This is a genomic window from Cupriavidus sp. C2SS-8b (assembly GCF_057073745.1).
This window is the reverse complement of record NZ_CP172716.1, coordinates 175,116-188,254: the sequence shown is the minus strand read 5'-3', so window position 1 is coordinate 188,254 and position 13,139 is coordinate 175,116. Positions and strand designations below refer to the sequence as shown.

At 65.9% G+C, this 13,139-nt stretch carries 13 protein-coding genes; 4 read left to right on the top strand and 9 right to left on the bottom strand.

Going from position 1 to position 13,139, the window contains the following annotated elements; all coding sequences use genetic code 11:
* Positions 1-29: 29 nt before the first annotated feature.
* The 5 genes from ACIGJB_RS00765 to ACIGJB_RS00745 form a co-directional block, all read right to left on the bottom strand.
* Positions 30-440: a response regulator gene (locus ACIGJB_RS00765; protein WP_483730950.1), complete on the bottom strand. Its 411-nt coding sequence runs from the start codon at positions 438-440 to the stop codon at positions 30-32.
* A gap of 75 nt (positions 441-515) precedes the next feature.
* On the bottom strand, positions 516-1,148 hold the full coding sequence (locus tag ACIGJB_RS00760; RefSeq protein WP_011296311.1) for a response regulator: 633 nt from the start codon (positions 1,146-1,148) through the stop codon (positions 516-518).
* Positions 1,149-1,365: 217 nt separating this feature from the next.
* Positions 1,366-1,785 (bottom strand): hypothetical protein, encoded by a 420-nt coding sequence (locus ACIGJB_RS00755; protein ID WP_483730949.1) that lies wholly within the window; start codon positions 1,783-1,785, stop codon positions 1,366-1,368.
* Positions 1,786-2,046: 261 nt separating this feature from the next.
* Positions 2,047-4,794: a methionine synthase gene (gene metH, locus ACIGJB_RS00750; RefSeq protein WP_483730948.1), complete on the bottom strand. Its 2,748-nt coding sequence runs from the start codon at positions 4,792-4,794 to the stop codon at positions 2,047-2,049.
* Between the two features lie 17 nt (positions 4,795-4,811).
* Positions 4,812-5,867, bottom strand: a complete 1,056-nt coding sequence (locus ACIGJB_RS00745; protein ID WP_483730947.1) for a homocysteine S-methyltransferase family protein — start codon at positions 5,865-5,867, stop codon at positions 4,812-4,814.
* A gap of 197 nt (positions 5,868-6,064) precedes the next feature.
* Between ACIGJB_RS00745 and ACIGJB_RS00740 the strand changes: the two genes are divergently transcribed.
* Entirely contained in the window at positions 6,065-6,457 is a 393-nt protein-coding gene (locus ACIGJB_RS00740) for a rhodanese-like domain-containing protein (protein ID WP_483730946.1), read from the top strand.
* Positions 6,458-6,544: 87 nt separating this feature from the next.
* On the opposite strand, the gene ACIGJB_RS00735 is transcribed toward ACIGJB_RS00740, so the two are convergent.
* From ACIGJB_RS00735 to ACIGJB_RS00720, 4 genes are all read right to left on the bottom strand, one after another.
* Positions 6,545-6,802: a BTH_I0359 family protein gene (locus tag ACIGJB_RS00735; RefSeq protein ID WP_011296306.1), complete on the bottom strand. Its 258-nt coding sequence runs from the start codon at positions 6,800-6,802 to the stop codon at positions 6,545-6,547.
* Positions 6,803-7,017: 215 nt separating this feature from the next.
* Positions 7,018-7,866, bottom strand: coding sequence for an alpha/beta fold hydrolase (locus ACIGJB_RS00730; RefSeq protein WP_483730945.1), 849 nt, complete (start codon positions 7,864-7,866; stop codon positions 7,018-7,020).
* 52 nt (positions 7,867-7,918) lie between these two features.
* On the bottom strand, positions 7,919-8,527 hold the full coding sequence (locus tag ACIGJB_RS00725) for a DUF3108 domain-containing protein (RefSeq protein ID WP_483730944.1): 609 nt from the start codon (positions 8,525-8,527) through the stop codon (positions 7,919-7,921).
* Positions 8,528-9,007: 480 nt separating this feature from the next.
* Positions 9,008-9,841, bottom strand: coding sequence for an IclR family transcriptional regulator (locus tag ACIGJB_RS00720; protein WP_483730943.1), 834 nt, complete (start codon positions 9,839-9,841; stop codon positions 9,008-9,010).
* A gap of 256 nt (positions 9,842-10,097) precedes the next feature.
* On the opposite strand from ACIGJB_RS00720, the gene ACIGJB_RS00715 reads away from it, so the two are divergent.
* From ACIGJB_RS00715 to ACIGJB_RS00705, 3 genes are all read left to right on the top strand, one after another.
* Positions 10,098-11,096: a Bug family tripartite tricarboxylate transporter substrate binding protein gene (locus tag ACIGJB_RS00715; protein WP_483730942.1), complete on the top strand. Its 999-nt coding sequence runs from the start codon at positions 10,098-10,100 to the stop codon at positions 11,094-11,096.
* Positions 11,097-11,134: 38 nt separating this feature from the next.
* Positions 11,135-12,115, top strand: a complete 981-nt coding sequence (locus tag ACIGJB_RS00710) for a fumarylacetoacetate hydrolase family protein (RefSeq protein ID WP_483730941.1) — start codon at positions 11,135-11,137, stop codon at positions 12,113-12,115.
* Positions 12,116-12,233: 118 nt separating this feature from the next.
* Entirely contained in the window at positions 12,234-13,067 is an 834-nt protein-coding gene (locus ACIGJB_RS00705; protein WP_483730940.1) for an enoyl-CoA hydratase/isomerase family protein, read from the top strand.
* The last annotated feature ends 72 nt before the right edge of the window (positions 13,068-13,139 follow it).

The window sequence follows — 13,139 nt, the reverse complement described above, 5'->3', positions numbered from 1 at the left end:
GACGCCCTGGGAAGCAGGTCTGGCAGGGGTCAGGCAGCGCCCGCCGCGTGTTCCTCGATCACGCGGAACACCTGCTCGAGTTCGAGCGACTTGTCGAAGAAATAGTCGGCCCCGGCCTCGGCGCACTGGCGCCGGTACATGGAGACCTGCGCATGGTTGGTGTACACGATGCGCATGCCGGGCAAGCCCTTGCTCTTCATGGCGCTCAGCACATTGATGCCATTGCCCTGGCGCAGCTGCAGGTCGACGATCACCACGTCATACGGCTGGCCGTTGGCGAGCATGCGCAGTGCCATGGACTCGGTATCGGCCCAGTCGACGCTCTGCACATATTGAAAGTCGCTGAGGTACTCCAGGAGCATGCCGCGCAGCACTGCCGAGTCCTCGATCAGAAGAACGCGCAGTGCCCGGTATGGGGGGTTCGAAGCCTGCTCCGACATTCGTCAACTACGTCCGGTGGTGGGGTTGCCCCATCGCGCCAGCCAGCCCTGCGCGACGAGATCGCCTGATCTGATCTATTCGACCAGGCCGTTCTTGATGGCGTAGTAGGTCAGATCCGCGTTGGTCTTCATGCCCATTTTCTCCAGAATGCGTGAACGGTAAGTGCTGACGGTCTTCACGCTCAGGAAGAGTTCGTCCGCGATCACCGATACCGACTGGCCGCGCGACAGCTTGCAGAAAATCTGGAATTCGCGCTCGGACAACATCTGGTGCACCGGCTGCTCGGTCGGCTTGTCGAGGCCGCCGATCAACAGGTCCGCCACGGCCGCGCTGACGTAGCGCCGGCCTTGTGCCACGGTGCGGATAGCCTTGACCAGGTCATCCGGCGCGCTTTCCTTGGTCAGGTAGCCCGAAGCCCCGGCGCGAATCAGGTTGATCGCGTACTGGTCTTCGGGATAGGTAGACAGGATCAGCACCGGCAGGTCCGGCTTGCGCTGGCGAATCAGCTTGAGCACGTCGATGCCATTGCGTTCGGGCATCGAGATGTCGAGCACCAGCACGTCGAATTCGCCATCGCGCAATTGCGCCATGACTTCGTCGCCGCTACCGGCCTCTCCGGTGACCTGGATATCAGGTTCATCAGCAAGGAACTGGCGCAGCCCTGCGCGAACAATCTCGTGATCATCAGCGATCAGGACGCGGATCATCATGGCTCCACTGTTGGGGCTTTCGCCTAAAGACGGGTGCAGGCGGAACCGCTTGCTGTGTAAGCATTGTAGTGCCGCAACGCGCTGCGGACTGTCAGTGTCAGGCTGACATTGCGCCGCGTGACAACCGCACGCACCAAAGCAGAGCGGGACGGCTGGAGGTCCGTCCCGCTCTGCTGCGTTGCATCAAGCCGGCTGGGCCGGCCTGCGCTTTGGCTTACTGGGTCTTGGCACCCGCTTCGGCGCCCGCGCTGGCCCCGAGGGAGGCGTCCGACTTGTCCTTCTTGTGCGACTTGGCGCTGTGCTTTGACTTGCCTTTGCCGGTATCGGCCTTGGCCGGCTCAGCCGGCTCGGCCGGGGTTGCAGGCGTGGCACGTGTGGCGGATGTGGCGGATGTGGCAGGCGTTGCGGGAGTGGCCGGTGTGGCCGGTGTGGCGGCGGTGCCCTTGTCCAGCGAAGTCGACGCGCCCACGCCCGCATGCGCGCCGCCGGTCGTCGGAGCGGGCGCGTTCACGGCGGCACCGACGTCGGCCCTGACGCCAGCGTTCCCCGTGGTGGTACTGGTGCCTTGCGCCATGGCCAGCGACGAAGCCGCAGCGATCGACAGGGCGGACAGGGAGATCAGCAGTTTCTTCATGGAAGGGCTCCTTTCAGGTGATCCGCTGCGAAACATTCGCCGCGGCATCCACGCTGTTGTTCACGTGAACTTGGAACCCAGTCTAGGGACGCATCCGCCCGCGGTCTGTGAGCGATTGCAATGCAGTGTAAGGAGTTGTGAAGCGGCGCGAACGCCGCCTTCGAAAGGCAGATGCTGCGATGCAAGGAAAATTCCCTGCTGCATCAGCGACCTGCGCGCGTTGGGCACCGCACGTTTGCGGTGCCCACGCGACGCATGCCGTTACAGGTTGGGCGCGAGCGCGCGCGCCACGGCGTTGCGGTCCTCGTGGCGGCGGGCCGCCATGTCGTCGAGCTGGTCCTGGCCGATCTTGCCGATCGTGAAGTAGGTCGAGTCCGGATGCGACAGGTAGAAGCCGCTGACCGAGGCCGCCGGCGTCATCGCCAGCGCCTCGGTAATGCCCATGCCGATCTCGGCGCAGTCGAGGAAGCTGAACATCGGCCCCTTGACGGTGTGCTCCGGGCAGGCCGGGTAGCCGGGCGCCGGGCGGATGCCGCGGTACTTCTCGGCAATCAGGTCGTCGTTGCTCAGGTGCTCGTCGGCGTCGTAGCCCCAAAGGTCCGTGCGCACACGCTGGTGCAGGCATTCGGCAAAGCCTTCGGCGAAGCGGTCGGCCAGCGCCTTCAGCATGATGGCGCTGTAGTCGTCGTGGTCGGCTTCGAACTGGGCTTCCTTCTTGTCGACGCCGATACCGGCCGTCACCGCGAACAGCCCGATGTAGTCCGCGACGCCCGAGGCCTTGGGCGCGATGAAATCGGACAGGCAGCGGTTGGGACGGCGTACGCCGTCCACCACCGGACGCTCGCTCTGCTGGCGCACGTTGTGCCACGTGAGGGCAACCTTGCTGCGGGTCTCGTCGGTGTAGATCTCGATATCGTCGTCGTTGACGGTATTGGCCGGCAGCAGCGCCATCACGCCATTGGCGGTCAGCCAGCGGCCCTGGATCAGGCGCGACAGCATGGCCTTGCCATCCGAGTAGACCTTGCGCGCGGACTCGCCGACGATCTCGTCGTTGAGGATGTCCGGGAATTTGCCGGCCAGGTCCCAGGTCTGGAAGAACGGGCCCCAGTCGATGAATTTGGCCAGTTCCGCGAGGTCGTAGTTGCGGAACACGCGCCGGCCGATGAACTTCGGCTTGGGCGGCACGTAGCTGCTCCAGTCGATCGGCGTCTTGTTGGCACGGGCCTCGGCCAGCGTCACCATCGGCAATGCCTTCTTGCCGGCGTGCTGCGCGCGGATGCGGTCGTAGTCGGTCTTCAGTTCGTCCAGGTACTTCGTCGCGCCTTCGTCCGACAGCAGGCTCGATGCCACGCTGACCGAGCGCGAAGCGTCCGGCACGTACACCACCGGGCCTTCGTAGTTCGGCGCGATCTTCACCGCCGTATGCACGCGCGACGTGGTTGCGCCGCCGATCAGCAGCGGGATCTTCTTCACGCGGAAGTAATCGTCGCGCTGCATTTCCGAGGCCACGTAGGCCATCTCTTCCAGCGACGGCGTGATCAGCCCCGACAGGCCGACGATGTCCGCGCCCTCGACCTTGGCCTTGGCCAGGATCTCGTTGCACGGGACCATCACGCCCATGTTGACCACTTCGAAGTTATTGCACTGGAGCACCACCGACACGATGTTCTTGCCGATGTCGTGCACATCGCCCTTCACGGTGGCGATGACGATCTTGCCGCGCGAGCGCACATCGCCGCCGGCGTCGGCCAGCTTGCGCTTCTCCTCCTCGATGAACGGCAGCAGGTGGGCCACCGCCTGCTTCATCACGCGCGCGCTCTTGACCACCTGCGGCAAGAACATCTTGCCCGCGCCGAACAGGTCGCCGACGATGTTCATGCCATCCATCAGCGGGCCTTCGATCACCTCGATCGGACGTCCGCCACGCGCGGCGATCTGCTGGCGGGCTTCTTCCGTGTCGTCGACGATGAAATTGGTGATGCCGTGCACCAGCGCGTGCGCCAGGCGCTCGCCCACCGGCACCGGCGCCTCGGGCGTGCCGCGCCAGGCCAGGTTCTCTTCACGCTTGGCACCGCCCCCCTTGAAGCGATCGGCGATTTCCAGCAGGCGGTCGGTGGCGTCATCGCGGCGGTTGAGCACCACGTCTTCCACGCGCTCGCGCAGTTCCGGATCGAGCTGGTCGTACACGCCGAGCTGGCCGGCGTTGACGATGCCCATGTCCATGCCGGCCTTGACGGCGTGGTACAGGAACACGGTGTGGATCGCCTCGCGCACCAGGTCGTTGCCGCGGAACGAGAACGACACGTTCGACACGCCGCCGCTCACCTTGGCATACGGCAGGTTCTGCTTGATCCAGGCCGTGGCTTCGATGAAGTCCACCGCGTAGTTGTTGTGTTCCTCGATACCCGTCGCCACCGCGAAGATATTCGGGTCGAAGATGATGTCCTCGGGCGGGAAGCCGACTTCGTTCACCAGGAAGTCATAGCTGCGCTTGCAGATCTCGGTCTTGCGCGCGAACGTGTCGGCCTGGCCCTGCTCGTCGAAGGCCATCACCACGGTGGCGGCGCCGTAGCGGCGGATCAGCTCGGCGTGGTGGCGGAACTGCTCCTCGCCTTCCTTCAGCGAGATCGAGTTCACCACGGGCTTGCCCTGCACGCACTGGAGGCCGGCCTCGATCACTTCCCACTTGGAGGAGTCGATCATGATCGGCACGCGCGCGATGTCGGGCTCGGAGGCGATCAGGTTCAGGAAGCGGACCATCGCCGCTTTCGAATCCAGCATCGCCTCGTCCATGTTGATGTCGATGATCTGCGCGCCGTTCTCGACCTGCTGGCGGGCCACCGCCAGCGCCTCGTCGAACTGGCCGTTCAGGATCATGCGAGCGAAGGCTTTGGAGCCCGTGACGTTGGTCCGTTCGCCGACGTTGACGAAGAGCGTGTCGTCGTCGATCGTGAACGGCTCCAGGCCGGACAGGCGCATCGGGCGCGGGGGCAGTTGGTTCGTGCTCATGGGTTGTTCTCGCTGGCTCAGGCGGCTTCGCTGTACTGGCCCGGCCAGGTGCGCGGGGTCTTGTTGGCCACGCGCTGGGCGATCGCGGCAATGTGTTCGGGCGTGGTGCCGCAGCAGCCGCCCACCAGGTTCACCAGGCCGGAGGCGGCAAATTCTTCCACCAGCGACGAAGTCACTTCCGGCGTTTCGTCGAAGCCGGTGTCGCTCATCGGGTTGGGCAGGCCGGCGTTCGGGTAGCAGGAAATCGCCACGTCGCACACCTTCGCCAGCTCGGCGATATACGGACGCATCAGCGTCGCGCCCAACGCGCAGTTCAGGCCGAAGGTGACGGGCTTCACGTGGCGCAGGCTGTTCCAGAACGCTTCCACGGTCTGGCCCGAAAGGATGCGTCCCGACGCATCGGTCACGGTGCCGGAGATCATCACGGGCAGTCGTTCGCCGGTGTCCTCGAACAGCTGGTCGATCGCAAACAGGCAGGCCTTGGCGTTGAGCGTGTCGAAGATGGTTTCGACCAGGAATACGTCTGCGCCGCCTTCGAGCAAACCCTTGCCCTGCTCGTAATAGGACTCGCGCAGTTGCTCGAAGGTGACATTGCGCGCGCCCGGGTCATTCACGTCGGGCGAGATGCTCGCGGTCTTCGGCGTGGGGCCGAACGCGCCGGCAACGAAGCGCGGCTTGTCCGGCGTGCTGTACTTGTCGCAGGCCGCGCGCGCGAGCTTTGCCGCCTCGACGTTCATCTCGTAGGCCAGCTCGGCCATCTTGTAGTCTTCCTGCGCCACGCTGGTGGCACCGAAAGTATTGGTCTCGATGATGTCCGCGCCGGCAGCGAGGTACTGCTCGTGGATCTCGCTGATGACCTGCGGGCGCGTGAGCAGCAGCAATTCGTTGTTGCCCTTCACGTCCACCTTGTGTTCCGTGAAGCGGGCGCCGCGGTAGTCGGCTTCGGTGAGCTTGTAGCGCTGGATCATGGTGCCCATGGCGCCGTCCAGGATCAGGATGCGCTCGCGCAGCAGCCGGGGCAGGTTGGCAGCCCGGGTAAAGGGACGCACGGAGGGTTGGTCAGGGGCACTCATGGCGGAGACAGTGAAAGGCGGGACGAATCGTCAAGAGGGCGATTTTATCAGGTGTATCAAGGCCTTGCGGGTGCAGGAGGTTGCCTGTGCGACGGCTGCGGACCTACACTGAGAGGCGTAATGGTCACCACCGAGTCACCACCGAGTCACCATCGGATCCCCATCGCCGGCATTCCTGCCGGCTCCCGCGCCCTGCCATGGAACATCTCAGCCCCGCCGACGCCCAGAACTTGCTGCTGGAATCCCCCGACACGCTGTTTATCGATTGCCGCAGCGAAATGGAATACCTGTTCGTCGGCCACCCCAAAGGTGCGCACAACGTACCGTGGAACGACGGGCCGGACTGGGAAGTGAATCCGCATTTCGTGCAGGTCGTGAAAAAGCTGGCAGGCCACGTTTCAGCGCGGCCCGTGCTGCTGATCTGCCGCAGCGGCAATCGCTCCACGGCCGCGGCGCGCGCGCTTGAGGGCGCGGGCTTCTCAAGCGTCTATAACGTGCTGCACGGATTCGAAGGCGATCTCGATGCGCAGCGGCATCGGAATACGGTGAACGGATGGCGGTATGAAGGGTTGGACTGGGAGCAGTATTGACGTATTGGCGCCTGAAGACGCTTAAAAAAACAAAAACGCCCGCGCAAGCGCGGGCGTTACCACCACCAGACGCGATTCGTTCGAGCGTCAGTGCATCACCAGCGGATGCGTCATGACCGTATCGAACTTCCCGAGAAAATCGTCAACCTCTTCAACCGACGGCTCGCTCTCGATCAGCCGTTGCACATCAGCCCTGAAGTTCTCGGCCAGCTTGCCGCCGAGGAAAATCTCGCGCTTCATGTTCTTGTCGACGATTTCATAACCACCGAATTCGAGAGGCGCTTGCTCGACATCCGCACCAAATTCCACGATGCAGTAGTTGTCGCTGTTGTAGATCATTTGCATGGCACACCTCCTCGCGTCATGGTTGGCGGCGGGCCCTTTCATTGTTGCAAATTGAGCGGGGGCGCCGCGTTCTTACCTCCAAGCTAGGGGCGGCCACGCCGATTTCAAGTTTTGCGTGAGAGCCGCCGTACGGATACAACGTTTTCTGCCTTTATAAGTTGGGCAACGGCAACACCAACAAGTTTCTTGAGAATAGGGCACCACTGCGTTGTGCGTTATGGAACGTCGCATTGGCCGCCGCAGGCGGCATTGCCAAGGAAGGCGTCAAGGGCGGCGTGAAAGCGCTCGGCCTGCTCGACCGACACCAGATGCGCCGCCGGCAAGACTTCGAGCCGCGCGCCGGGAATGGCCTCGGCGATGGACTGCGCCATCGCCACCGTCGCGCCCTGGTCGTGTTCGCCCGCGACCAGCAGCGTCGGGCAGTGGATGCGGGACAGCGCGCTGCGCACGTCGAACGCCATGATGGCCTGCCCCACGCCGACATAGCCGCGCACCGGCGTGGCCAGCAGCATGGCGCGGATGCGCGCGACCTCGTCCCCATGCGCCTGGCGGTACGGCTCGGTCAGCCAGCGCTCCAGCGTGGCATCGACCAGTCCGGACATGCCGTGCGCCTCGACCTGCCCGATGCGGTTATGCCACATCGGGTGCGCGTCGAGCGGCGTGTGGCTGATGGTGGCCGCGAGCGTCAGCGACAGCATCCGCTCGGCATGGCGCACGCCCAGTGTCTGGCCGATCATGCCGCCCACCGAGATGCCGCAGAAATGTGCCTGCGGGATCTGCAGCGCGTCCATGATGGCCGCGACGTCGTCGGCCAGGCGCATCATGGTGTAGGGGCCGACCGGGGCATCGCTTTCGCCATGCCCGCGCATGTCCGGGCGCACCACGCGATAGCGTGTGGACAGGTGGCGCGCGGTCGCATCCCAGAGCGTATGGTTGGCACCGAGTGCATGCGCAAGAATCACCCAGGGGCCATCGGCGCCGTCCACGCGAACGTGCAGGCCGACGCCTTCGACCTGGATGCGGTGCGTCTCGCCGGAGGCAGTGGCTACGGTGCTGGCGGTCATGGCGGAACTCCTTGAAAGGGTTGGCGTGTGAACGCGGGCAGCGCCGCAGCCATTACTGGCCTTCGGTACTGCGGTAGACGAGGTCGATCTGCGTGCCGTCCGGCTCGGTCTGGCGCAGCCTGACCGGCATCCATCCAAGCGCCTGCGCCAGCCAGATTTCCACGCGGCGCTTGTCGCCGGCGTGCCGCTGGAGCCGCACAAAGTGCTTGGCGCGCACCATGCCGCGGCCAGTATCTATCTCCTCTTCTCCAACATACTGCACTTGCATCGGTTGCATGTCGCGCGTATCGGCCACCTGGAACGTTTCGGTGACGCCCGGCGACGCATAGCGCTGCGGATTGCCGCGTACCCGCCCCACCAGTTGCAGGAAGACGCTGAACCGGTCCTGTGCGCCCGGCGGCAACGCTGCCTGCGTACCCGGCGAAAACGCCACGGTGCCACCGGCCTGGTCGAAACGCGCGGCCTCGGACTTGCCGCGCCGGTTTTCCTCGTAGCGTTCGGGCAGCAGACCGTTCTCCGTCATCGCGCCGCTGCTCTGAAAAGCAAAGCGGAACCACAGCACGCGCGTCTCGACCGATAGCCGATAGTGCTTGCCATCCTGCTGCCAGCGGATCAGCCCATCCGGGTTCTGCACGCCGTTGACGAAGCTGGCGTAATGCATGGTGGCCGACGGCGGCGCGAGGTACTTCTCGCCCTCCTGCGCGGGCGGGCCGGGGGCGCCGGCGGTGCCGGCGTCGGGGCGGCGGCGGGCGCGACACCGCTGCCGCCGGGGCCGGTCACGGTTTCCGTGACGCCACGATCGGACGTCGCCACGGCGGGTGCAGGCGGCTCGGGCGGCGTTTCAACGACTTTCGGTGCCGGTTGAGGGGGCGCCGGTTGCGGCGGTGCCGGTTGCGGCGGGGCCGGGCGCGGTTTCGCCTCCGGCTGGGGGATCGGGGGCGGCGGGCGTACCGGTTTCGGCGGCGGCAGCAGCACCGCTTCGAGCGACGGTGTCTCGCTCACATCAAGCGGAATCAGTGGCCCGGGCATGCGCAGGAAGCCGATCACGGCCAGCATGTGCACGAGCACCACCAGCAGAATGACGAGGATCCAGCGCCGCCGCCGCCATGCGCGCGGGTCGGCGCCGGCACGGGCGCGGGAATCAGGATTGGCCGGTCCGTCCGGCCGTTTGGGCGGCGCCAAGATAGCCGAGTTCCGATGAAAGCTGTTGGGCGATCTCACGCACGCGGCGATCGACCGTACCACCCCATTCTGCATCGAATATGCTTTGCGCGCCCAGCACGATCAAACCCATGGCGAGGTGGCCATTGGCGTCGAACACCGGCATCGAGAACGCATTGATGCCGGGCAGCACGCCGCCACGCGTGCGCGCCGCGCCATGGGCGCGCACCTCGGCACAGATCGCGTCGTAGTCGGCGGCGCTGGCCGGAATGTCTGGCACGTCGTCCTGCCCGCGGGCGGCCAGTTCGCGCTCGATCAGCGGCTGGGTCTGCTTGCGCGACAGGTAGGCGCCGTACAGGCGGCCGGTGGCCGAGTTCAGCATCGGCATCACATCGCCGAGCCGCAGGCTGACGGTGACCGGATGGCTCGATTCCTCCCAGTGCACGATGGTTGGCCCGTGGTTGCCCCACACGGCGATGCCGGCGGTCAGGTCGATCTCGTCGCGCAGCTGCGACAGGATCGGCCGCGCCTTCTTGACAGGATCCAGCCGGTTCAGGCCGGCCAGCCCGAGCTGCAGGGCAAACGGCCCCAGGTCATAGCGCCCGCTCACCGGGTCCTGCGCCACCGCGCCCAGGCGCAAGAAGCTGACCAGGTAGCGGTGCGCCTTGGCCGGGTTCATCTCGGCGGCGGCGGCGAGGTCGCGCAGCATCATCGCGCGCGGCGAGGCGGCCAGCGCCTGCAGCAGCTTGAAACCCACCTCGATGGACTGGATACCGGAGCGCAGCTTGGCGTCGTCTTCGTCAAGTTCGGTCATGCGCGGCGAGGGTTGGGCACCGTGAGTGGAAAGATTGGCGTGAGTCAGCGAACAACAGCAGGATTGTGGGGGATTCGCCGCCGCCAGCACAGGGCCTCGGGCGAAATCCTTACGTGAATTTACTATAGCGAAATCGATTTACCAATTTTTAAACGGTGAGTAGACTTTCGCGACAGACCCGGTGCACCGGCCGGTCCGCCATGGACCACGGTGCCGCCAAGCAAGCCGGGCTGAGGACACCAGACGGAGACAACCTGTGACGCCCTTCCGCCCTTCGCGCGCCGCGCTGCGCGCCGCCTGCTGCGCCCTTGCCACCACCCTTGCCGCCTTTGCCGCCCCCGCCAGTGCGGCGGATGCATGGCCGTCGCAGCCGATCCGCTGGGTCGTGCCCTATCCGGCCGGCGGCGGCACCGACGTGGTGGCGCGCACGCTGGGCCAGGCCATCTCGCCCGCGCTGGGCAAGCAGGTGGTGGTCGACAACCGGCCTGGCGCGGCGACCATCGTCGGCGCCGACGCGGTCGCCCACGCCAAGCCCGACGGCTACACGGTGCTGACTGCCGACACGGCCACGCTGGCCGCTAACCCGTCGCTGTACAAGAAGCTGCCCTACAACGCCGAGAAGGACTTCGTCCACGTCGGCATGGTGGCGCGTTTCCCGCTGGTGCTGGTGGCCGCGCCGAACTTCCCGGCCAAGACGCTCAAGGAAGCCATCGAGTACGCGCAGCACAACCCCGGCAAGGTCAACTTTGCCTCGCCGGGCGCGGGCAGCCCGCACCACCTGGCCATGGAACTGTTCATGGACCAGGCCCACATCAAGATGACCCACGTGCCCTACAAGGGCGCCGCGCCGGCCGTGCAGGACCTGCTGGCCGGGCAGGTGGACCTGATGTTCGTGGACCTGGCATCGGGCCAGCAGAACATCACCGGCGGCAAGCTGCGCGCGCTCGGCACGGCCACGCCCAAACGCCTGGCCGTGCTGCCCAATGTGCCGACCGTGGCCGAAGGCGGCATTGCCGGCTTCGAGGCCTACGCGTGGCAAGGGGTGGTGGCGCCGGCCGGCACGCCCAAGCCGATCGTCACCCGGCTCAACGCCGAACTGGTCAAGGCACTGAAGAGCCCCGAGGTGCAGAAGCGCATGGAAGGCGTCGGCGTCGAACCGGTTTCCAGCACGCCGGAAGAGTTCGCGCAATACGCGCACGCCGAGGCCGAGCGCTGGGGCAAGCTGATCAAGGCCAAAGGCATCACGGTAGACTGACGGCCGACTCATCAAGCCAAGGCTTTCCTTTACCGACCATGAAACTCGCCACCCTCAAGGATGGCTCGCGCGACGGCCAGCTGGTGGTCGTCTCGCGCGACCTGAAGACCGCCCATTACGCCACCGATGTCGCCGGCCGCCTGCAGACCGTGCTGGACGACTGGGCGTTCTTTGCGCCGCAGCTCCAGGATCTCTCCGACGCCCTCAATGCGGGCCGCGCGCGCCACCCGTTCCCGTTCGATCCCAAGCACTGCATGGCGCCGTTGCCGCGCGCCTACCAGTGGGCCGACGGCTCTGCCTACGTCAATCACGTCGAACTCGTGCGCAAGGCGCGCGGCGCCGAGATGCCGCCCGAGTTCTGGACCGATCCGCTGATGTACCAGGGCGGCTCCGACGATTTCCTGGGGCCGTACGACGACATCGTGTGCGCCAGCGAAACCTTCGGCATCGACTTCGAGGCCGAAGTCGCCGTCATCACCGGCGACGTGAAGATGGGCGCCACGCCCGCACAGGCGGCCGAGGGCATCCGCCTGGTGCTGCTGGCCAACGATGTGTCGCTGCGCAACCTGATCCCGGCGGAGCTGGGCAAGGGCTTCGGCTTCTTCCAGAGCAAGCCGGCCACGGCGTTCTCGCCGGTGGCGGTCACGCCCGATGAACTCGGCGATGCCTGGCGCGAGCGCAAGGTGCACCTGCCGATGACCGTGCACTGGAACAGCAAGAAGGTGGGCCAGCCCGACTGCGGCACCGACATGGTGTTCGACTTCGGCCAGCTCATCGCGCATATCTGCAAGACGCGCAACGTGCGCGCCGGCAGCATCGTCGGCTCCGGCACCATCTCGAATGTCGACCGCAAGAAGGGCTACTGCTGCATCGCCGAGAAGCGCATGCTGGAAACCATCGAGGACGGCAAGCCGTCGACCGAGTTCATGAAGTTCGGCGACGCGGTGAAGATCGAGATGTTCGACGCCCAGGGCCATTCGGTGTTCGGCGCCATCGACCAGCTCGTGGCCCAACCCTGACGGCAAGAGCGCAGGCCGGACAGGGCCGTGTCGGATGTGCATATAATTTACCGACCGGCCGGTTGGTGAATGAATCCATGCACCCGGCACGGCCCTTTTTCCATTGCACAGGCCTGCCATGACGACCCCGACCCCAGCCCCCACGCCGCCCTCTTCCCGCTACGAACGTTATCGCGCACTCACGCTGCGCCAGCATGGCCCGATTCTGGAGATCATCATGGGCGCGGCGCAGTCGGCCAACCAGAAGCTGGCCACCGCGGATGCCAGCATGCACCGCGAACTGGCCGAGATCTGGCGCGATGTGTCGGCCGACCCGGACGTGCGCGTGGCGCTGATCCGCGGCGAGGGCAAGGGCTTTTCCGCCGGCGGCGACCTGTCGTTGGTGGAGGCCATGGCCACGGATTTCGAGACGCGCACGCGCGTCTGGCACGAGGCGCGCGACCTCGTCTACAACGTCATCAACTGCGACAAGCCGGTGGTCTCGGCCATGCACGGCCCCGCCGTCGGCGCCGGCCTGGTGGCCGGGCTGCTGGCCGATATCTCGATCGCCGCCAAGACCGCGCGCATCGTCGACGGGCACACGCGCCTGGGCGTGGCAGCCGGCGACCATGCCGCGATCGTATGGCCCCTGCTGTGCGGAATGGCCAAGGCCAAGTACTATCTGATGCTGTGCGAGTCGGTCAGCGGCGAGGAAGCCGAGCGGATCGGCCTGGTCTCGCTGGCGGTGGATGAAGACGAACTGGTCGAGCGCGCATTTGACGTCGCCAACCGGCTGGCAGCCGGTTCGCAGACGGCGATCCGCTGGACCAAGTACGCGCTCAACAACTGGCTGCGGATGGCCGGTCCCGCCTTCGATTCCTCGCTGGCGCTCGAATTCATGGGCTTTGCCGGCCCCGACGTGCACGAAGGCATGGCGAGCCTGCGCCAGAAGCGGCCGCCTGAGTTCAAGTAGTCCAACCCGATTGGACGGAGACAGACCGCGGCGCCCCTTGCCTGCCCGGCTGGCTCCATGACGGAGCGCATG